The 18,245-nt window shown below is 65.6% G+C and carries 16 protein-coding genes; 8 read left to right on the plus strand and 8 right to left on the minus strand.

Annotated features, from left to right (window positions below; genetic code table 11):
• The first annotated feature begins 111 nt into the window (after positions 1 to 111).
• The 3 genes from I6F09_RS22355 to I6F09_RS22365 all read left to right on the plus strand — a co-directional run bounded on the left by I6F09_RS22355 (position 112) and on the right by I6F09_RS22365 (position 5,416).
• Positions 112 to 3,576, plus strand: coding sequence for an AAA family ATPase (locus tag I6F09_RS22355; RefSeq protein ID WP_225189061.1), 3,465 nt, complete (start codon positions 112 to 114; stop codon positions 3,574 to 3,576).
• Between the two features lies 1 nt (position 3,577).
• Positions 3,578 to 4,372, plus strand: a complete 795-nt coding sequence (locus I6F09_RS22360) for an rRNA adenine N-6-methyltransferase family protein (RefSeq protein ID WP_225189062.1) — start codon at positions 3,578 to 3,580, stop codon at positions 4,370 to 4,372.
• Between the two features lie 96 nt (positions 4,373 to 4,468).
• Positions 4,469 to 5,416: a DUF6492 family protein gene (locus tag I6F09_RS22365; RefSeq protein WP_225189063.1), complete on the plus strand. Its 948-nt coding sequence runs from the start codon at positions 4,469 to 4,471 to the stop codon at positions 5,414 to 5,416.
• 104 nt (positions 5,417 to 5,520) lie between these two features.
• Here I6F09_RS22365 and I6F09_RS22370 read toward each other — a convergent pair whose 3' ends face one another.
• Positions 5,521 to 6,588: an endo-1,4-beta-xylanase gene (locus tag I6F09_RS22370; RefSeq protein ID WP_109145179.1), complete on the minus strand. Its 1,068-nt coding sequence runs from the start codon at positions 6,586 to 6,588 to the stop codon at positions 5,521 to 5,523.
• Complete coding sequence (locus I6F09_RS22375; RefSeq protein ID WP_225189064.1) at positions 6,585 to 7,673, minus strand: glycosyltransferase family 1 protein; 1,089 nt, start codon at positions 7,671 to 7,673, stop codon at positions 6,585 to 6,587. Before I6F09_RS22375 ends, I6F09_RS22370 begins: the two co-directional genes overlap by 4 nt.
• Positions 7,674 to 7,952: 279 nt before the next feature.
• Between I6F09_RS22375 and I6F09_RS22380 the strand changes: the two genes are divergently transcribed.
• Together I6F09_RS22380 and I6F09_RS22385 are read left to right on the plus strand one after the other, a co-directional pair.
• Positions 7,953 to 9,389 carry an oligosaccharide flippase family protein gene (locus I6F09_RS22380; RefSeq protein WP_109145177.1) on the plus strand — a complete coding sequence of 479 codons (1,437 nt, stop codon included), beginning with the start codon at positions 7,953 to 7,955 and terminating at the stop codon, positions 9,387 to 9,389.
• Between the two features lie 262 nt (positions 9,390 to 9,651).
• Positions 9,652 to 11,193 carry a L,D-transpeptidase gene (locus tag I6F09_RS22385; RefSeq protein WP_036026748.1) on the plus strand — a complete coding sequence of 514 codons (1,542 nt, stop codon included), beginning with the start codon at positions 9,652 to 9,654 and terminating at the stop codon, positions 11,191 to 11,193.
• Positions 11,194 to 11,222: 29 nt separating this feature from the next.
• Here I6F09_RS22385 and I6F09_RS22390 read toward each other — a convergent pair whose 3' ends face one another.
• From I6F09_RS22390 to I6F09_RS22400, 3 genes are all read right to left on the minus strand, one after another.
• A complete protein-coding gene (locus I6F09_RS22390) occupies positions 11,223 to 12,035 on the minus strand; it encodes a class I SAM-dependent methyltransferase (RefSeq protein WP_225147758.1) in 813 nt (270 codons plus the stop codon).
• Positions 12,036 to 12,124: 89 nt separating this feature from the next.
• Positions 12,125 to 12,664, minus strand: coding sequence for a VOC family protein (locus I6F09_RS22395; RefSeq protein WP_036011717.1), 540 nt, complete (start codon positions 12,662 to 12,664; stop codon positions 12,125 to 12,127).
• Positions 12,665 to 12,769: 105 nt separating this feature from the next.
• Complete coding sequence (locus I6F09_RS22400) at positions 12,770 to 13,774, minus strand: tripartite tricarboxylate transporter substrate binding protein (protein ID WP_225189065.1); 1,005 nt, start codon at positions 13,772 to 13,774, stop codon at positions 12,770 to 12,772.
• A 100-nt stretch (positions 13,775 to 13,874) separates the two neighbouring features.
• Between I6F09_RS22400 and I6F09_RS22405 the strand changes: the two genes are divergently transcribed.
• The 3 genes from I6F09_RS22405 to I6F09_RS22415 are packed head-to-tail and all read left to right on the plus strand — an operon-like array spanning position 13,875 to position 15,958.
• Entirely contained in the window at positions 13,875 to 14,573 is a 699-nt protein-coding gene (locus tag I6F09_RS22405) for a TetR/AcrR family transcriptional regulator (protein ID WP_225189066.1), read from the plus strand.
• Positions 14,551 to 15,111 carry a carboxymuconolactone decarboxylase family protein gene (locus I6F09_RS22410; protein ID WP_225189067.1) on the plus strand — a complete coding sequence of 187 codons (561 nt, stop codon included), beginning with the start codon at positions 14,551 to 14,553 and terminating at the stop codon, positions 15,109 to 15,111. The genes I6F09_RS22405 and I6F09_RS22410 overlap by 23 nt, the downstream gene beginning before the upstream one ends.
• A 1-nt stretch (position 15,112) precedes the next feature.
• Positions 15,113 to 15,958, plus strand: a complete 846-nt coding sequence (locus I6F09_RS22415) for an SDR family oxidoreductase (protein ID WP_225114022.1) — start codon at positions 15,113 to 15,115, stop codon at positions 15,956 to 15,958.
• 51 nt (positions 15,959 to 16,009) lie between these two features.
• Here I6F09_RS22415 and I6F09_RS22420 read toward each other — a convergent pair whose 3' ends face one another.
• From I6F09_RS22420 to I6F09_RS22430, 3 genes are read right to left on the minus strand one after another with little or no spacing between them, the layout of a single operon-like run.
• Positions 16,010 to 16,549: a DoxX family protein gene (locus I6F09_RS22420; RefSeq protein ID WP_225151627.1), complete on the minus strand. Its 540-nt coding sequence runs from the start codon at positions 16,547 to 16,549 to the stop codon at positions 16,010 to 16,012.
• Positions 16,546 to 17,328: a DNA-binding domain-containing protein gene (locus I6F09_RS22425; RefSeq protein WP_225189068.1), complete on the minus strand. Its 783-nt coding sequence runs from the start codon at positions 17,326 to 17,328 to the stop codon at positions 16,546 to 16,548. Before I6F09_RS22425 ends, I6F09_RS22420 begins: the two co-directional genes overlap by 4 nt.
• Positions 17,318 to 18,232 carry a DUF692 domain-containing protein gene (locus I6F09_RS22430; protein ID WP_225189069.1) on the minus strand — a complete coding sequence of 305 codons (915 nt, stop codon included), beginning with the start codon at positions 18,230 to 18,232 and terminating at the stop codon, positions 17,318 to 17,320. The genes I6F09_RS22425 and I6F09_RS22430 overlap by 11 nt, the downstream gene beginning before the upstream one ends.
• Positions 18,233 to 18,245 lie beyond the last annotated feature (13 nt).

The raw sequence follows: 18,245 nt of genomic DNA on the forward strand, positions 1-18,245 counted from the left end.
CTTCCAAGAAGTTGGGGAATGCGTCCAGTCCGAGGTGAAGTTTGGACCCCAAAATCTGTGGTTGAGGGGCCCTCGAGCCCTTCGACGGAGTAAGGGTCGGGCAGAATCACGATGCTGGAGAACGAGCCGAGCACGAGTTTGGAAGGCGGGCTGAAGCACTGGCTCGAAAGCATCGGTCTCGGGCACTACACCGATCTTTTCGCGCAGCACCGCCTCGATCTCGACGTCATCGCGGATCTCACCGAAGCCGATCTGGTCGAGCTCGGATTGCCGCTCGGCGATCGCAAGCGGCTGCAGCGGGCGATGGCGGCGCTGTTTCAAGCGGAAACCACGGAGGCGCCGGCAGAGGCGCCGCGTCCGCAAATCCGGGCGGAGGTCGGAGCCGAACGGCGCCAGCTCACCACGATGTTCTGCGACATGGTGGATTCCACCTCGCTGTCCGCGCAGTTCGATCCGGAGGACGTCCGCGACATGATCGCGGATTTTCGCGAGACCTGCGTCCGGGTGGTCAAGCAATACGAGGGCTTTGCCGCCCGTTTCGTCGGCGACGGTATCCTGGTCTATTTCGGCTATCCGACCGCACATGAGGACGATGCCGAGCGCGCGGTGCGCGCCGGGCTCGAGATCGTGCGGGTGCTGTCGACGGCACGCGCGGTCGAGCCGCGTGGTGCGCTCAGCCATTCACCCGCCGTCCGCATCGGGATCGCGACCGGCCTCGTTGTGGTCGGCGACCTCGTCGGGCAGGGCACCGAAGAACGCGACTCCGCGGTCGGGGAAACCGTCAATCTCGCGGCGCGCCTGCAAGGCCTGGCGCCGCCCAACGGCGTGGTGATCTCGGCCTCGACGCAGGCGCTGCTGAAGGGGAAGTTCGACTACCGCAATCTCGGAGTCCACGACTTGAAGGGGATCTCCGAGAAGGCCCAGGCCTGGCACGTGGTGCGCGCCTCGCGGTTGGAGACCCGTTTCGCTGCGGCGATGGGTACGCGCCTGACGCCGCTCGTCAACCGCGAGGAGGAGATCGCGCTGTTGATGGGGCGCTGGCAGCAGGCCAAGGACGGCGACGGCCAGGTCGTGGTCAAGTTCGGCGAGCCCGGAATCGGCAAGTCGCGCATCATCCAGGAGATCTTCGAGCGGATATCGGGCGACCGCCATGGACAGGTCTCGCTGCAGTGCTCGCCCTATTACACCTCCACCGCGTTCCATCCGTTCGTCGAGCAGCTCAAATTCTCCCTCGGTCTCGATCGCGAGGATTCGTCCGCGCTGTCGCTGGCGAGCCTGGAGAACGCGATCGCCGCCGCCGATGGCGACATTGAGCAGGTCACCCCGCTGTTTGCCGCGCTGCTGTCGATACCGACCGGGGACCGCTATCCGCCGCTCAAGCTGTCGCCGCAGCAGCAGAAGGATGCGACGGTCGTGGCGCTGGTCAACCATTTCCTCGGCCTTGCGCGCGAGATGCCGCTGGTGATCGCGTTCGAGGATTTGCATTGGATCGACCCGACCTCCCGCGAGGTGGTCGACCTCCTGGTCGATCGGGTGCAGAACCAGCCGATCCTGGCGATCATCACCGCGCGCTCGGAATTCCAGGCGAGCTGGAACGCGCATTCGCACATCACCACCCTGGTCCTGAACCGCTTGAGCCGGCAGTTGCGCACGACGCTGGTCGAGCGCGTCGCGGGACGCGAGCTGCCCAAGGAGGTTGTCGAGGAGATCATCGTCAAGACCGACGGCGTGCCGCTGTTCCTGGAAGAGCTGACCAAGACGGTTCTGGAATCCAATCTGCTGACCGAGCGGCACGGGCGCTACGTGCTGTCGGGACCGTGGCGGCAGCTCGCAATCCCGGCCACCCTGACCGACTCGCTGATGGCGCGGCTCGATCGGATGGGACCCTTCAAGCGCATCGCGCAGATCGGCGCCACGATCGGCCGCGAGTTCTCCTACGAGACGCTGCATGCCGTCGCCGATACGCCGGCCGAGCAGATCGAGGCGGCGCTCAGTCATCTGCAGGAGGCCGGGCTGATCATGCGCCGCGGCCATCCGCCGGATGCGCTGTACTCCTTCAAGCACGTGATGATCCAGAACGCCGCGCATGTGAGCCTGTTGCACAGCGAGCGGCGCAAGCTGCATGCGCGGATCGCCCAGGTGCTCGCCGAGATGTATCCGGAGAGGACCGAGCGCGAACCGGAGCTGCTCGCCCATCATTTGACCGAATCCGGCCAGAGCGAGGGCGCCGCCAGCTTCTGGCTCAAGGCCGGCAAGCAGGCGGCCAAGACCGGGGCCAATCTGGAGGCGATCGGCCACCTGCGCCGCGGCCTTAACGTCGTGCAGGCCAATGCGCGCATGCAGGGCGCCGACGAGATGGAGCTCAAGCTGCGCATCGCGCTCGGCAACGCGCTGATCGCCGCCAAGGGCTACGCGGTGCAGGAGGTCGAGGAGAACTACATCCGCGCGCTGGAGCTCGGCCGTCAGCTCGATGACGACGAAAAGGTCTTCGCTGCGACGCGCGGGCTCTGGGTGTGCCATTTCATCCGCGCCGATCTCACCCGCGCGCACGATCTCAGCGTCGAGCTGTTGAAGTTTGCCAAGCGCGAGCGGCTGAACGAGCGGACGCAGCCGGCGCAGCAGACCGGCTATCTGATCGAGGCGCACCGCGCGATCGCGATGACCATGCTCTATCGCGGCCGCTTCGCAGCCTCGCAGCACCATTTGCACCGCTGCATCAACCTGTTCAGCCCCGATCTGCACTCCGACCTGATGGAACGGCACGGCATCGATCCCGGTGTCGTTTCGCTGTCCTATCTCGGTTACCTCCTGTGGTTCCTCGGTCGGCCCGACGCGGCGCGCCAGCACAGCGAGCAGGCGATCGCGAACGCCGAGAAGATCCGCCACCCTTTCACGCTCGCCTTCGCGCTGGTGTTCGGCGCCTATCTCCGCCAGCATTTGCGCGACGTCGAAGGCACGCGCGACTACGCCAATCGCGCCATGATCATTGCCACCGAGCACAATTTCCTGCACTGGAAGCAGCAGGCGGCGATCCTGCGCGGCTGGGCGCTGGCTCAGCTCGGCGAAGCCGACGAAGGCCTCGGCCAGATGCGCTTCGGCCTCGACGAGTACGAGGCGATGGATTCCTGGCTCGCCGGCTGCTGGTTCCGCTGTCTGCTCGCGGAAACGTACGCCAAGGTCGGGATGCGCGACGCCGCCTTGCGCGCGCTGGATGGTGCGCTTGCGACCGCAAGGCGGACCGGCGATCACTTCTATCTCGCCGAGGTCTATCGCATGCAAGGCGAGATCACGCTGGCGGGTGGCGACCCGGCGTCGGTACAGGAGGCGGAGGACCTGTTCGGCCTTTCGCTGGAGACCGCACGCAAGCAGGGAGCGCTGTCCTGGGAGCTTCGCACCGCCGTCTGCCTCGCGCGCCTGTCGCATCAAGCCGGCAAGCGCGAGCACGCAAGACTCCTGCTGATGCCGATCGTCGGCAAATTCAGCGAGGGCTTTTACACGCCGGACCTGAAGCAGGCGATGCAGCTCCTCGATGAGCTCGGTAGCGACGCGGCGGTGCGCGAGCAGGCCGGTCTGTGACATGAGCGATCTTGCCGCCGCGCGTGCGCGCTACGCTGAGTTGATCGCCAGGCGCGAGCGGATTGCCTCGAAGCGTCTGCTCGCCGCGCTCGCCGCCGTTCCGCGCGAGGAATTTCTGCCAAGGGGACCGTGGCGCATCAAGGGCGAGGCAGCGCGCAGTTACCGGCTGACGCCCGACGCCGATCCCGTTCATCTCTACGACAACGTGCTCGTCGCGATCGATGCGCGCCGCAAGCTCGACACCGGCCTGCCGAGCCTGTGGGCGCATTTGATCGACACTCTCGACGTCAAGCGGGCGGACCGTGTGGTGCAGATCGGCTGCGGCCTCGGCTATTTCTCCGCGGTGCTGTCGATCATGGTCGGCGAGAAGGGCCGCGTCCATGCGATCGAATGCGACGATCGGCTCGCGACCCGAGCGGCGAACTACTTGCGCGGCTATGGCAACGTCACGGTCGTCCACGGCGATGGGTGCAAGGACGTGGGCGAGCCCGCCGACGTGATCATCGTGCATGCCGGCTTCCCGCATCCGCACCCGCTCTGGCTGCGGTCGCTCCGTCCGCGCGGCCGTCTTCTGGTGCCGCTGACGCAGCGCGACCGCGAAGGCGCCGCCCTCAAGATCACGCGGCGGGCCAGGGGTTTCGAGGCAGAGGCGATCCAGCAGATCCGGATCTTTCCCGGCCGGGGCCGCGGCGTGACCGCCCTCGACGACCGCGTCGCCAACTGGTGGCAGCGCGCCTCAGCCCTGGCGCCGCTCCGCTTTCGCGGGCTGGAGCGGGGGCTGCCGTCGGATGGCTAACACTTCGTTTCGCTTTACCTTGATTTCGATCGTGAGTTTCCGGCATCTCGCATTGCCGCTATCAGTGCCGGTCTGATGGCCATTTGAGCGTGCTCCATGCATTCCGTTGCCCTGCTGACTGCCAGCTACGCCAAGGATATCGAACGCTTTTCGCTGCTCAGCGAGAGCATCGACACCTGGCTGTCGGGATACACGCGCCATTATGTACTCGTTAACGATGAGGACGTGCCGCTGTTCGCGCGCTTCGCGTCCGACAAGCGGGTCATCGTTCCGGCCTCGCGCTATCTGCCGAAATGGCTGTTCGCGCTGCCGCCGGCGCTCCAGTTCGGCAGCCGGCGCGTCTGGCTGTCGCTGCTGTCCTCGCCCGTGCACGGCTGGCACATCCAGCAGATCCTGAAGATCGCCGGCGTCCTCAACGCGCCCGAGCAGCGCGTCTGCATCCTAGATTCGGACAATCTGTTCTTCCGCGAGTTCGACGTCAGCCGATATGCCGGCGCTGAGACGACGCCGCTGTTCGTCACGCGCAAAGCGATCGCCGCCGACCACCCGTTGCACGGCCTGTGGCTGCGCACCGTCGACCAGCTTCTCGGCATCAAGGAGCGCGCGTTCCCGGCGGACGATTATGTCGGCAACGCGCTGGTCTGGGACAGGGACACGGCGCGTGCGATGACGGACGCGATCAAGTCGGCGACCGGCCTGAGCTGGGCGCTGGCGCTGTGCCGGAAGAAGAAGTTTTCGGAGTATCTGCTTTACGGAAACTTCGTCGCCAATGCGCCGGAACACCTGGCGCGACATCGGCTCACCGAAGACAGCATCGCGGTCTCGCACTGGGACGACACGCCGCTCGACCGCCCGGCCATCGAAGCGATGATGCGCACGGCCTCGCCCGAGCAGGTCGCGCTTTGCATTCAGTCCTATTCGTCGACGTCGATCGCCGACATCCGCGACGTGTTCCGCCTGTCCTCGCGCGAGCGGCGCGCGCCGAGCCTGGCCCCCGATCATATCGGCGATGTGGCCGCGTTCGAAATGCCGAAGACACGCTGATTTCTAAAGCATGATCCGGAAAAGTGCATAGCGGTTTTCCGAAAAGATCATGCTCGAACAATAATCTAAAGCGCGATGACGATTCATCCTAATCGCATCGCGCTTTAGCCGTCCTTCGTGAACTTGCTGATGACGTCCATGAACGGCTTCGGCTTGAACTCGCCGTCGAGCGGCAGCGGGCGGTTCGGCTGCTTGTCCTTGCGGGCGAAGGTGCCGTTGATCCAGCTGTAACGGTCCGAGATGCCCCAGGTCAGGATCGACCGCACCGGGCCGCTCGCGGCAACGGCCGTCAGCAAGTCGTCGACGCGCTTGGCGACGACGGCGTCGCGCTCCGCAGGACTTCCCGCCAGCTTCTGGTCGTCGACGTCGAGCTCGGTGATGAGAACCTCGAGCCCCCAGGAACGCAGCTCGGTTGCGAATTCGGCGAGTCCGTGCGTGTCGATCTCGAGTTCGGCGTGCAAATGCGCCTGCAGCCCGACGGCGTGGAGCGGAACGCCCTGATCGAGCAGGTCCATGATGAGGGTGCGATAGGCCGCCCGCTTGGCGATGAACGAGTCCTTCGCCGACTCGATGTCATATTCGTTGATCGCGAGCTTGACGAAGGGGTCGGCCGCGGCCGCCGTGCGGAACGCCAGCGGAATCCAGCGATCGCCGAGATGTTGCGTCCAGAAGGTGTCGCGCCGGTCCTTCGGGCTGCGCGGATTGTCCGGGATCGGCTCGTTGACGACGTCCCACGACGTCAGCTTGTCCTTGTAGTAGGAAACGACGGTGCCGATGTGGTCGAGATAGGCGCGTTCGACGCCCTTGCTGCCCTTGATCTGCTTGGTCCAGTCCGGAATGTCGTGATACCAGGCGAGTGCGTGGCCGCGCATGGTCAGATCGTTGTCGCGCGCGAAATCCAGGATCGCGTCGGCGCGCTCGAAGGTGAACGTATGGGCGTCCGGCCGCAGCATCGGCCATTTCAGCTCGAGCACCGGCACCACCTGCGTGCAATAGGTGCTGATGGCCTCGCCGAGCCGCGGATCGGCTTGCAGGTCCCAGAGCGTGGCGGCTGCGCCGTAGCCCGGGCGGCGTTGGACGCGTTTCGAGGCCGGCACCGCGGACGCCGATGCGCCCGCCGCGAGCGTTGCGACACTGCCGAGCAGGAATTCGCGTCGGTCGAGCCCGGTCACGCGTGCCGCTGCATCGCGGCTTCCGCGATTTCGTAATAGTGAAGCGCGCCCTTCTCGAGCGTCAGGTGGTCCAGCACATAATCGCGCGGCGCGAAGCCTCCTGCGTCGACCTGCGACCAGAAACGGCCCCAGCCCGCCGCGAAGCTGCCCGCATCAGTGAAGGTCATGCCGCAGCGCGCGTCGAAATAGGGCACCGAGGACACGTTGCCCTCGTATCGCACCTTGTCCGGGAAATATTTCGGATCCTGCCAGGGTCCGCCGCGATCCCAGGCGAAGACGGGCACGCCGCTCGACAGTGCTTGCTGGCAGGCGATGCCCTGGCTCTCGTGCTCGCAGAGGAAGATCATGCTGCGGCAGCGCGCCAGCGCGGTCTTGTAATCCTCTTCCTTGTAGTGCCCGTAGCGGATCGTTTCGACCGAGCGTCCGCTGGCTTCGAGAAACTTTCGGATCGGCTCGATCAGCTCCGGTTGATACCGGTCGTAATCCCAGCGGACCTTGTCGTAGAGCAGCACGTCGATCTTCTTCTGCGCGGCCGGCGCCGGGACCCACAGATCCGTCTCGATGCCGACGGGCCAGGCACCGACATGGGGCCAGTGCGGACGGAACATGTCGGCATACCAGGCGCACGGCAACAGCACCTGCCTCACGTCGAGATCCTCTAGAGTTTCTGGTGCGTCGATTGGATGGTCATACATGGCGACGCCAAGCAGCAGTGGATTCTTCCACTTGAACCAGTCGAGCACGAACGGCCGGCCGATGATGCAGGCCAGTTCCTCCGGATGCTTCCGAATGTAGCGATAATCGTTGACGCGGTAGCGAATGCCAAGCCGATCGAGACCTGCGCACAGATTGAGCAGAACGCGCCGCTGTCCGCTGATGAAGGACTTGCCCAGCAGCAACCGGCGCAGCAGCGGCCGAAGGTGACGGTCGCCGGGAAACCAGCGGTCGTCTCGTTCCTCGAAGAAGAGGTTGAGGACCATCCTGTCGCGGCCCTTCGCGCCGGGATACGCCGGAGCCGCGGGAGCAGTGGCGGTTCGACGCGGGAGGGAGGTCGATCTCGCCCGTGTTCGTTCGACAACGTCCATATCAGTTACATCAGTGCGTCGGAGGAGTCGGGCGACGTTTCGCTATCATTGCTTCTTTTCTGTGATCGCGCCCGCTCCTTCAAGGACAGGGCAAATTTAACGCTAACGCGCGATAACCGCGTGCTCGCTCCATTAGCGATCCGATTTGCAGGGTTATCCGGCTATCCTTGACTTGTCCTTGACCTATCCTTGGCAATGCCAGCGGCGAGCCCCGATTGTCGCACCCAATCGTCTTAACGATCCGTTAATCCTGATGGCCGCCCACGGTCCCGTGCTCGCATGCTGAACCGCCATTTCTCGATCTATCTCGTCGCCTACATCCTGCCTGCGGCGGTGGGCTTCTTCGCCGTCACGGCCTATACGCGGCTCCTCAGCCCGGCGGAGTACGGCGTCTATGTCGTCGGCATCAGCCTTGCCGGGATTCTGGGCGCGATCTTCTTCGCCTGGATCAAGCTGTCGGTGTCGCGCTATCAGGCGATGTCGGCGGAGGTCGATTTTCGTGGCACGGCAATCGTCGCCTTCGCGCTCACGGCCGCGGTGCTCTGCGCCACCACTCCGCTGGTCGTCCTGTTCCGCAGCGATGTCAGCGTCGAGCTGCTGCTCGCCAGCATGTTCGTCGCGATCATGGCCAATGCAGTCGATGTCGGCCAGGAGTTCGAGCGCGCTAAATTGCGCCCCTACCGGTTCGCGGCGATCTCGATCGTGCGCAGCGTCTCCAGCGTCGGCTTCGGTCTTCTCGGAATCTGGCTCGGCTGGGGTGGATTGGGGCTGCTCGCCGCATTCGGCCTGGGGTCGCTCGCCGGCATCATCCTGAACCTCGTCGGCGACCGCACCGGGATCGCGCGATTCCAGCGCAGCCAGTTCATGCAGCTGGCGCGCTACGGCCTGCCGCTGACGCTGGCGGGATTGTCCGTGGCCGTCTATTCGGCCTGCGACCGCCTCATTGTCGCTTATCTGCTCGGCAAGGATGCTGCCGGCATCTTCGGCGTTGCCGCCGATCTGCCGCGCCAGTTCATGGTCATGATCGCATCCAGCGTCGCCGCGGCGACGGTGCCGCTGGTGTTCCGGTCATTGTCCGAGAACAACGGCGAGACGACGCGGGAGCGGCTGACCGAAAGCCTCGAGCTGCTGCTCGTCGTGGTGGCGCCCGTTGCGGTCTGGCTTGCGCTTGCGGCGGACCAGGTGGCCGGAACGCTCGTCGGGATCGACTTCCGCGCCGGCGTCTCGGCCCTGTTGCCGACACTGGTGCTTGCGCGGCTTTTCGGCATCGCCAATCAGTTCTACGTGCAGATCAGCTTCCAGCTCGCCGAGCGGCCGTTCATGCTGGCGGCGCAATCTTTCCTCACGCTGGTGATCAGCGTGATCCTGATGTTCGCGCTGATCGGCGGCTACGGCCTTTACGGCGCGGCGCTGGCGACCCTGGCAACCGAGGCGATCGGCTTCCTGGTCGCACTCGTCCTGATGCATCGGGCCCATCCGGTCCCGTTCGAGCTCAATCGCCTCGCCGGCGTCGCTGCCTCCGCGGCATTGATGGCGGCGGCGATCCTTGTTGCGCGCGCGCAAGTGGGCGGCACCGGCCTCGCCTCGCTCGTCATCGTCAGCCTCGCCGGCGGCCTTGCCTATGCGGCCGCGGCCTGGCTGCTCAATGTTGCGAACGTGCGAACGTTGTCGCTGCGTTTCCTGCGAACGTTGAACCGCAAGGCTCTCGGCGTCTAGCGGAAGGGCTATTCGCGCGTCCGTACGGTCGCACCAAAAGGTGATCCGGACATTCTGCCGCAGCGATTGAGGCCAGCTCCGGCTGCCCTCGGCTGACGGCCGCCTTCCGCCTCCGCGAGGCGTCGTATATGAGAGATTTGTCGTCCGAACGTACCGAATCCCGCCACAGACGGAACGTAAGGCGACTGCAATTTCTTAATGCAACGATTCCAATCTGACACGTGAGCGATACCAGCCGACTGGCAGCTCGACCGAGGATGGCATGAAAAACCGATCGACGACGGCGCAATCCATCAGGGCGGTGGGGCGCCGGGGGCCTGCCGGAATCATGGCGCTCGTGGCGGCGGCGACCCTTGCGGCGGCCACCCCGGCGATTGCGGCCAAGCAGCAGCGCCAGGTGGCCGAGGCAGTCGCGCCGCGGGTGGCCGGCGATCCGGTCATGGCGATCGTGTCGATCAAGAGCCAGCAGGTCACTTTCTACGATGCCGACGGCTGGATCGTGCGCGCGCCGGTATCGACCGGCACCACCGGACGCGAGACGCCGGCTGGCGTCTTTGCCATCCTCGAGAAGAACCGGGAGCATCGCTCGAGCCTTTATGACGATGCCTGGATGCCGCACATGCAGCGCATTACCTGGAACGGCATCGCCCTGCATGGCGGACCGCTGCCCGGCTATGCCGCCTCGCACGGCTGCGTGCGAATGCCGTTCGGCTTCGCCGAGAATGTGTTCGACAAGACCTATATCGGGATGCGCGTGATCGTCTCGCCGCATGACACGGTCCCGACGGAATTCTCTCATCCCTCGCTGTTCGTGCCAAAGCCGGAGGCCATCGCGGCCGTGCCCGGCCGGGCCGACAAGCTCTCCGCCGAGGCGGAGGAGGCCACAAGGGCGGCCGACGAGGCCAAGAAGGCTGCGTCCGCCGCCGCGAAGGAAGCCGCCTCGCTCCCGGCCGCGTTGCGCAAGCTGGAACAGCAGAAGACCCGCGCCGATGCCGAGCTCGCCTTCGCCGACAAAATGCTCGCAAATGCCAAGACGGATCAGGCCCGCGCCAAGGCCGAGGAGCTGAAGCAGAAGGCAGCAACCAAGGCTGCCGACGCGGCGACGCAGCTCGAGGCCGCCAGGGCCGCCGCGCAGCCGAAGCGCGATGCGGTGGCTGCGACCAAGGAAGCCGCGAAGACCGCTGCGGCCAGAAAGACCGAGGCCGTGAAGGCGGCGACCGACGCGAAGCTCGCGGGCGAGCCGGTCTCGGTCTACATCAGCCGGGCGACGCAGAAGCTCTATGTGCGTCGGAACACGCACAAGCCGGCGCCCGACGGCGGCGGCGAGGTGTTCGACACCAGCATCGAGGTCCCCGTCACGATCCGCAATCCCGAGCAGCCGATCGGCACGCATATCTTTACGGCGATGGCGAAGACCGGGACGGGCCTGCGCTGGAGCGTTGTCACGATCGAGAACGGCGATGAGGCCCGCAACGCACTCGACCGCATCACCATCCCGCAGGACGTATGGGACCGCATCGGGCCGACCGCGTTGCCGCGCTCCTCGATCGTCGTCTCGGACGAGCCGCTGAGCAGCGAGACCAATTACCGCACCGAGTTCGTCGCGGTGCTGAGCAACGAGCCGCAAGGCGGCTTCATCACGCGCAAGCCGACCGCGCCTGCCATGATCGCCAGCGATGACGGCTGGGACAACGGCTTCGGCTTCTTCTACCGCGATCCCTACGTCCAGCCGGCCAACCCGCGCCGGCGCAGCCAGTACCAGTACTATCAGCCGGCGCAGCCGTTCCAGCGCGGCTTCTGGTAAAGGACGCGCCGCCTCGGCCAACGCCCCTGCTACGGGCGGGCCTCGATCACGATCGCCTGGATCTTGCCCTCCACCGGACCGGATCCATGGCGGGCCCGGATTGCCTCCGCAACCGTATCGGTCGCAGCCTGAAGCTTGCCGGCATCCCGTGCCTCGATCTCGCTGCGCAGCGGCGTGCCCTGGCAGAGCGCAATGGCGACATCTTCGGCTAAAGGCGCGCGGCTGATTTCGGATCGGGTTTCGATCGAGATGTCGCGGAAGCCAGCTCGTTCGAGATCGCTCCTGATGACGGCCTTGTCGTGATAGCCGTGCGGCGTCCGGACCATGAAACGCGGCGGATCATTGGGAAACAGCTTCTCGAGCGCGACCGTTGCTTCATGCGTGAGCGCATTCTCCTCGATGCGATCCCAAACGTTGAACACGAACGTGCCGTCCGGCTTCAGGACGCGCCTGACCTCGCCATAGGCCTTGATGCGGTTCGGAAAGAACATCGCGCCGAACTGGCAGCAGACCACGTCGAACTCGGCGTCGCCCAAGGGCAGGGCCATTGCGTCCGCCTGGCGCCAGGTGATGCGATCGTCATTCGCCTGGCGCTGCGCTGCGACCGCGAGCATCGGTTCGTTGAGGTCCGTTGCAACGTATCGAACGCCGCGCGGCAGCGCCGCCGCCACGGCACGCGTCACCGCACCGGTGCCCGCTGCGATCTCGAGCAATACAGCGGGAGAGCGTGCGGCAACGCGCCTTGCGATGTCCTCCGCATAGACGGCGAAGATCATCGGGACCAGATACTCGTCGTAGATTTTCGGAATCGAGCCGGCGAAAACCTTGTCAGTGTCGGGCATGCTAGCCTCGCTGAAGGTTCGGACACGAGGCCACGTTACCATGGTTTCCCGCAAGAGCCAGCAACGGCGTACATTGCGGGCAATCGGTTCTACGATCTCCCGCCGCCGATCTCGCGGATTGGCCGCGTGCCGTCCCAGCTCATCGCGGCCTGCCGCACCTTCTCGAAGAACGGGCCCTTGGTGCCGCTGATGTCGGAGATTTCGATCACCGTGCCCGGATGCGCCTGCGTGTCGAAATAGGCAAAGCGTCCCTTGTTGCCGCCGATCTGGCCCTCATGGCCGATCCGATAGCCGAGCCCGAGCGCCTTGTCGTAGAGCGCCTGATAGTCGTGGCTCCAATACGACATGTGCTGGAGCCCTTCGTGCCCGGCATCGAGAAATTCCCTGTAGAGCGAGGGCGCGTCGTTGCGCTGCTGGATCAGCTCGATCTGGAGATCGCCGGAATTCGCCAGCGCAATGCTCATCTCGACGGCCGAATCCCGGCCGCGATGCCGGAACCAGTCGGTCTTGACCCGGTCCATGTAGTACCAGGGGCCGACGCCCATCACCTCGATCCAGTGCTTCATCGCGGCGTGGATGTCCCGCACCACATATCCGTTCTGGCGCACCGCGCCGAAGATGCGGCTCATGTCCGCGCTCCTGCTCTCTGCCTATTCACGAGGGGCCTCATCCTGAGGGCCCGCCGCAGGCGGGCGTCTCGAAGGATGGTTGCTGGCGAGCTGCCCGCCACTTGCTCACTTGACCTCGATGCCCGCGTCCTTGGCAACCTGCTTCCAGGCCGTGATGTCGCGCGCGTTGATGTCGCGTTGCTCCTCGCCGGGCACGAATTGCGGGGTGATGCCGAGCGCCAGCAGCTTCTGCTTCACCACCTCATCGCCAAGGGTCTCCTTCAGGGCCGCCGACAGCTTCTGCGCGATCGGCGGAGCCACGCCGGCGGGCGCATACATCGCCCATGACAGGCTGCGGTCGAACGCGACGCCCTGCTCCTTGTAGCTGGCGATTTCGGGCAGGCTCGGCGACCGCTCGCCGCAGGCCGCCAGCGCCTTGATCGAGCCCTCCTTCACCAGCGGCGTTGCGGTGGCGACGTCGAGCGTCGCCAGGGAAATGTGGCGGCCGAGCAAATCGCCGGCCAGCTTTGCGATGCCGTTGAACGGCACGTGGTCCATCTTGATGCCGGTCTGCTGCATCAGGATTTCCGCGCAGAATTGTCCGGTCGAGCCGACGCCCCAGCTGCCGTACTGGATCGGCTCGCCCTTCTTGGCCAGCGCGACCAGACCCCTGATGTCATTGGCGGCAAAGTCCTTGGTCGCCACCAGCATGATGGAGGAGACGCCGACGCGCCCGATCGTCGTGAAGTCCTTGATCGGATCGTAGGGCAGTTTTGGATAGATCGCGGGCGCCAGCACATGCGTGGTCATGCCGCCGACGGTGATGGTGTAGCCGTCATTCGCGGAAGTCGCGACCATCTGCGTGCCGATCGTGCCGGCGGCGCCGGTGTGGTTCTCGATATAGATGCTCTGCCCGAGCGTCTTGCCCATCCTGTCCGCAAGCAGCCGGCCGACTACGTCGCCGCCGCCGCCGGCCGCGTAAGGCAGCAGCATCCTGATCTTGCGGGTGGGGTAGGCGGCAGCATCCTCGGCGCGGGCGGACGGCGCCGCTGACAAGATCAGCAGCAATGATGTGACGATGCGAAGCGCTGCGATGGTTTGCGCGGGCAAAAGGCGAGCGTGGCTTGCCATGGCGTTCTTCCCCCAATTGCTCTCCGCTTATCGAGCGGAGTTGAAACGAACGATCGTTCGTACGGTTGACTAGCGAACGAGCGTTCGTTAGTCAAGCAGCATGGCTGTCGACACCTCCAGCGCGGCTGAAGCGGCTGCGCCCACGACGCGCGAGCGCATCCTCGCCGAAGCGCTCAACCTGTTCGCGCAGAGCGGTTATGGCGGCGCCTCGATGCGCGAGCTCGCGCGCCGCGTCGGCATCCGCGAGAGCAGCCTCTACAACCATTTCCCCGGCAAGGCGGCGATCCTCGAGGCGATCGTCAGCGAGCATGGGCTGGCCAGCTCGGCGAGCCGGCTGGAGGAGCCGCGCTACAAGCAGCTGGCGCGGCAGCCGGCGGAGTTCTGCCGGCAGTTCGCGCTCGACCTCGTCGAGCAATGGTCCGATCCGCGCGAGCACCAGTTCCAGAAGGTCATCACCGCCGAGCGCAACCGCGTGCCAGGCATTCGCGCCAAATTCGCCGATCATTTCTACGCGCGCGAGCAGAGCCTGATGACGGATTATTTCCGCGGCTTCGCGCTCGCCGGCCTGATCTCGACCACTGATCCGCGCGAGACCGCGCGGCTGTTCGCCGCCGGTCTGATCTACATCCGCCTCGAGCATTACGTGATGGGCGCGGTGCCGTCGCCGCGGCCGAAGGTGATCGAGGCGATCGACCGCTATCTCGCCTTCTTCCTGTCGCTGATCGCGGCAGGTCAAGACGCCGACAACAAGAAACGAAAGCCCAAGGGAGAAATGCGTGGCAAGGCTGCCCCTGATTGATCCGGAGACGACGAGCGGCGACATTCGCGCCTCGTTCGACCGCATGCCGGTCAAGCTCAACATCTTCCGCATGATGGCCCATGCCGAGGCCAACATGATTCCGGCGATGCGGCTCGGCAATTCCATCCTGCACAAGCAGAAGCTCAGCGCGGTCAACCGCGAGCTTCTGATCCTCCAGTCCGCCCAGCTCGAAGGCGGCGCCTACGAGTGGCGCCAGCACGTGCCGATCGCGCTCGGCGTCGGCTGCACGCAGGACCAGATCGACGCCGTCGAGCGTAGTGACTACGACGCCACCGGCCTGAGCGAGGCCGAGCGCGCGCTGCTGAAGTTCGGCCGCGAAGTGGTCGAGAACGTCCGTGTCCCCGAGACCATCTTCGCGGCCGTGCGAAAACATTTCAGCGACCAGGAAATCGTCGAAGCCATCGTCGCGCTCGGCTTTTACATGATGATGGCGCGCCTGACCGAAGCAACGGAAACCGATCTCGATCCCGCCGCTGGCATGAAGGTCTATGACGGCGGCAAGAAGCCAGGCGGCTGAGATGGCGGACACCGAGAGCAAGCCGGAGCGTTACATTCGTCCGCCGAGCGCGGAATCATCCGGAGAAGCGCCGGGCAGGGGGCGCCTCAAAGGGCGCCGCATCCTGATCGTCGGCGGCGGCCAACGCGTGTTCGACGCAGCGAGCGATCCAATCGGCAACGGCCGTGCCATGAGCATCCTGTGCGCCCGCGAGGGCGCCAAGGTCGCGGTCGCCGATCTCAACCGCAGCTCCGCCGAACAGACGGTGAAGCGCATCACGGATGAAGGCGGCGAGGGTTTTGCCATCGCGGCCGACGTCACCTCGGAGGCCGACGTCGTCCGCATGATCGACGAGGCGCGCCGCGCCATGGGCGGGCTCGACGGCATGGTGCTGAACGTCGGCACATTCGGCAAGGTCGGGCTCGATGCCGTCAGCCCCGAGGAGTGGAACAAGATCTACGACGTCAATGTCCGCGGCCCCATGCTGTGCTGCCGCGCCGGCTTGCCGAAATTCGACGATGGCGGCGCCATCGTCTTCATCTCCTCCATCGCCGCGCTGAAGGCGGGCTCGCAGATGGCGGTGTACGATTCCTCGAAAGCCGCGCTCGGCGGTCTGATGCGCAACATCGCCCATCTCGGAGCCCGCCGCGGCATCCGCGCCAATCTCGTCTATCCCGGACTCGTCGACACCCCCAACGGCCGCGAAGCCGGCGCCGGCCGTCCCTCCCGCGGCAAGAGCCACATCCCGTTCGGCCGCCAGGCGACAGCCTGGGAGATTGCCTATGCCGTGCTGTTCTTCCTCTCCGACGAAAGCGTCTACGTCACCGCACAGACCCTCGCAGTCGATAGCGGCCTGAGCGGGATGTAAGTGCTCTTCTGTAGCCCGGATGGAGCGCAAGCGTAATCCGGGACCGATGCCTCACCGCGCAACCTGCCCCGGATTGCGCTGCGCTCCATCCGGGCTACGGATGCGACAGATCAGATGATCGAGCGAGATGTGCCCCGGCCCGTAAGCCATGAGGGCAAGTGCCATCGCTGCCCAGGTGAGATGGATCGGCCAGCCGTCGGGCACCGTGAGCTCGACGATCACCGTCATCACTAGCAGTCCGAGCGCTGCGAACCGCGTGCCCAGCCCCAGCACCAGCAGGATCGGGAACATGATCTCGCCGGAGCCCGAGAGAAAGGCCATCACCGTCGGGGCCGGAAAGTGATAGGGACCGCCGGGCAGATGCAGCATGAATTCGTCGCTGAACAGCGTTACTGCCGTGTCGTTGAGCCTGAGGAAGCCGTCCCATTTGAGCAGGCCCGAGCGCCAGAACGGCACGGCCAGCGCGAGGCGCAGCACCAGCTGGACCAGCGATGGTATCGCGAGCGCCTGCACCAGATGATTGGCTCTGTCGATGAGTGCTCCGAGCGACGGCAGGCCGCTGGCGGGCGTCATGGGTTGCTCCGTGATCATGATGGGTCTCCGCAACAGAGCGAGGTGAAGGCGCCGGCTTCGATCAGCCCGGCGATGTTCGCGGCAATGTCGAATTCGCTTGCCGCCTCCAGCGCTGCCGCAGCGGCTTCGCCGAGCGGCCGGCCCGACATGAGATGGTGCGCGAAGACCGCACCGCCGGGTGGAAGGCGGCGCACGGCGACGTCGAATTCGCCTCGCGTGATCAGGGCATCTTCCGGCGTCGAGGCATCGATCCGCATGACCGGTGCGTCGTCGCGGTTGGCCGCAAAGATCGTCACGGCGGCATAGTCCGAACGCAGGCATCGCGCGGCCGGGTGCGGAATGAACACCACATCAGCCAGGCGGTCGGGTGTCACCGCCGAGAGCCGGGCCGGCGACAGCGGGACGGCGTCCGCGGCGTGATAGGCATCGAGCCAGGCCCGCTCGAGACGCGCGACGTCGGCGAGCCAGGGCATACCTTGCGCATGCTCGTAGGCTTCGATGAAATCCGGAAAATCGCGGCCGTATTCGAACAGCAGCGGCGATGTCGGCGGATTGCTGCGCACATGGAAGCGCGCCATGGCGCGGAAGAAGTCGGTGCCGGTGATGCGCTGCACCGCCGGATAGATCGCGGCGAGCGCGTCGATCAGGCTGACCGTGACGTTGTTGCGGTAGACGTCATAGCGCCGGCCAGCGGCCTTGCCGTTGGGGCCGGTCACGAGCTCAGGCGTGCTGCGCGCCGGATCCAGCAGCGCCGGCGCGAACGATGCGGCAAAGCACAAACCTGGTTCAGGCGGCATGACGCTCTCCTGCCCGCACGGCGGACTGATGGCGATCGAGGATCGCCTGGGCGGCAGCGGCTTCCGCTTGCAGCACCGGCCAGTCCGGAATCTTGCTGTCCCATTCGATCAGCGTCGGCACCGGCCCGCGGCGGCGGATCACGATCTCGTAGAGTTTCCAGACGGCGTCGGCCACCGGGCCATCGTGGCTGTCGATCAACAGCAGGTCACCTTCGTCGTCGGCCTGCTCGGCATGCCCGGCGAGATGAATTTCCTCGACGCGCGACAGCGGGAAATCAGCGAGGTAGTCGAGCGCAGGATATCCATGGTTGGCCGCGGAGACGAACACGTTGTTGACGTCGAGCAGCAGGCCGCAGCCGGTGCGCTCCGCAATGGCGCGGATGAATTCGGTCTCGTGCATGGAGGATTCGCGGAAGGCGAGATAGGTCGACGGGTTTTCCAACTGCAGCGGTCGCCGGATCGCCTCCTGCACCTGATCGATGTGATCGCAGACGCAAGCGAGCGTCGCCGCGGTATAGGGCAGAGGCAACAGATCGTTGAAGAAGCTGGTCTCGTGCGTCGACCAGGCGAGATGCTCGGAGACCAGCGCCGGCTGATAGCGCGCGACCAGGCCGCGGAAGCGCGCCAGATGCGCCTTGTCGAGCGGCCGGGGTCCGCCGATCGACATGCAGACGCCGTGCAGCGAGAGCGGATGGTCGCGGCGGATCGCCTCAAGCGCGCGATGCGGCGGCCCTCCGGCGCCCATGTAGTTCTCGGCGTGGACCTCGAAGAAGCCGCGCTGATCCTTTGCCTCGAGGATTGCCGGGAGGTGCTCGGGCTTGAAGCTCGTCCCGGCAACGCCGCCGATCGGCGTTGCGAAGCGGAGCGGCAGCGCTGCTGGCGGGGCCGGCTTGATCGTGCTCATCGTGCTGCTCCGT

The organism is Bradyrhizobium sp. IC3195, assembly GCF_020193585.1.
In the GTDB taxonomy this organism is placed as follows: Bacteria; Pseudomonadota; Alphaproteobacteria; order Rhizobiales; family Xanthobacteraceae; genus Bradyrhizobium; species Bradyrhizobium yuanmingense.

Excerpts from the sequence above, each read along its gene's own strand:
- I6F09_RS22355 (WP_225189061.1), top strand. The coding sequence starts at position 112 with ATGCTGGAGAACGAGCCGAGCACGAGTTTGGAAGGCGGGCTGAAGCAC.
- I6F09_RS22360 (WP_225189062.1), top strand. The coding sequence starts at position 3,578 with ATGAGCGATCTTGCCGCCGCGCGTGCGCGCTACGCTGAGTTGATCGCC.
- I6F09_RS22365 (WP_225189063.1), top strand. The coding sequence starts at position 4,469 with ATGCATTCCGTTGCCCTGCTGACTGCCAGCTACGCCAAGGATATCGAA.
- I6F09_RS22375 (WP_225189064.1), bottom strand. The coding sequence starts at position 7,673 with ATGGACGTTGTCGAACGAACACGGGCGAGATCGACCTCCCTCCCGCGT.
- I6F09_RS22380 (WP_109145177.1), top strand. The coding sequence starts at position 7,953 with ATGCTGAACCGCCATTTCTCGATCTATCTCGTCGCCTACATCCTGCCT.
- I6F09_RS22385 (WP_036026748.1), top strand. The coding sequence starts at position 9,652 with ATGAAAAACCGATCGACGACGGCGCAATCCATCAGGGCGGTGGGGCGC.
- I6F09_RS22390 (WP_225147758.1), bottom strand. The coding sequence starts at position 12,035 with ATGCCCGACACTGACAAGGTTTTCGCCGGCTCGATTCCGAAAATCTAC.
- I6F09_RS22395 (WP_036011717.1), bottom strand. The coding sequence starts at position 12,664 with ATGAGCCGCATCTTCGGCGCGGTGCGCCAGAACGGATATGTGGTGCGG.
- I6F09_RS22400 (WP_225189065.1), bottom strand. The coding sequence starts at position 13,774 with ATGGCAAGCCACGCTCGCCTTTTGCCCGCGCAAACCATCGCAGCGCTT.
- I6F09_RS22405 (WP_225189066.1), top strand. The coding sequence starts at position 13,875 with ATGGCTGTCGACACCTCCAGCGCGGCTGAAGCGGCTGCGCCCACGACG.
- I6F09_RS22415 (WP_225114022.1), top strand. The coding sequence starts at position 15,113 with ATGGCGGACACCGAGAGCAAGCCGGAGCGTTACATTCGTCCGCCGAGC.
- I6F09_RS22420 (WP_225151627.1), bottom strand. The coding sequence starts at position 16,549 with ATGATCACGGAGCAACCCATGACGCCCGCCAGCGGCCTGCCGTCGCTC.
- I6F09_RS22425 (WP_225189068.1), bottom strand. The coding sequence starts at position 17,328 with ATGCCGCCTGAACCAGGTTTGTGCTTTGCCGCATCGTTCGCGCCGGCG.
- I6F09_RS22430 (WP_225189069.1), bottom strand. The coding sequence starts at position 18,232 with ATGAGCACGATCAAGCCGGCCCCGCCAGCAGCGCTGCCGCTCCGCTTC.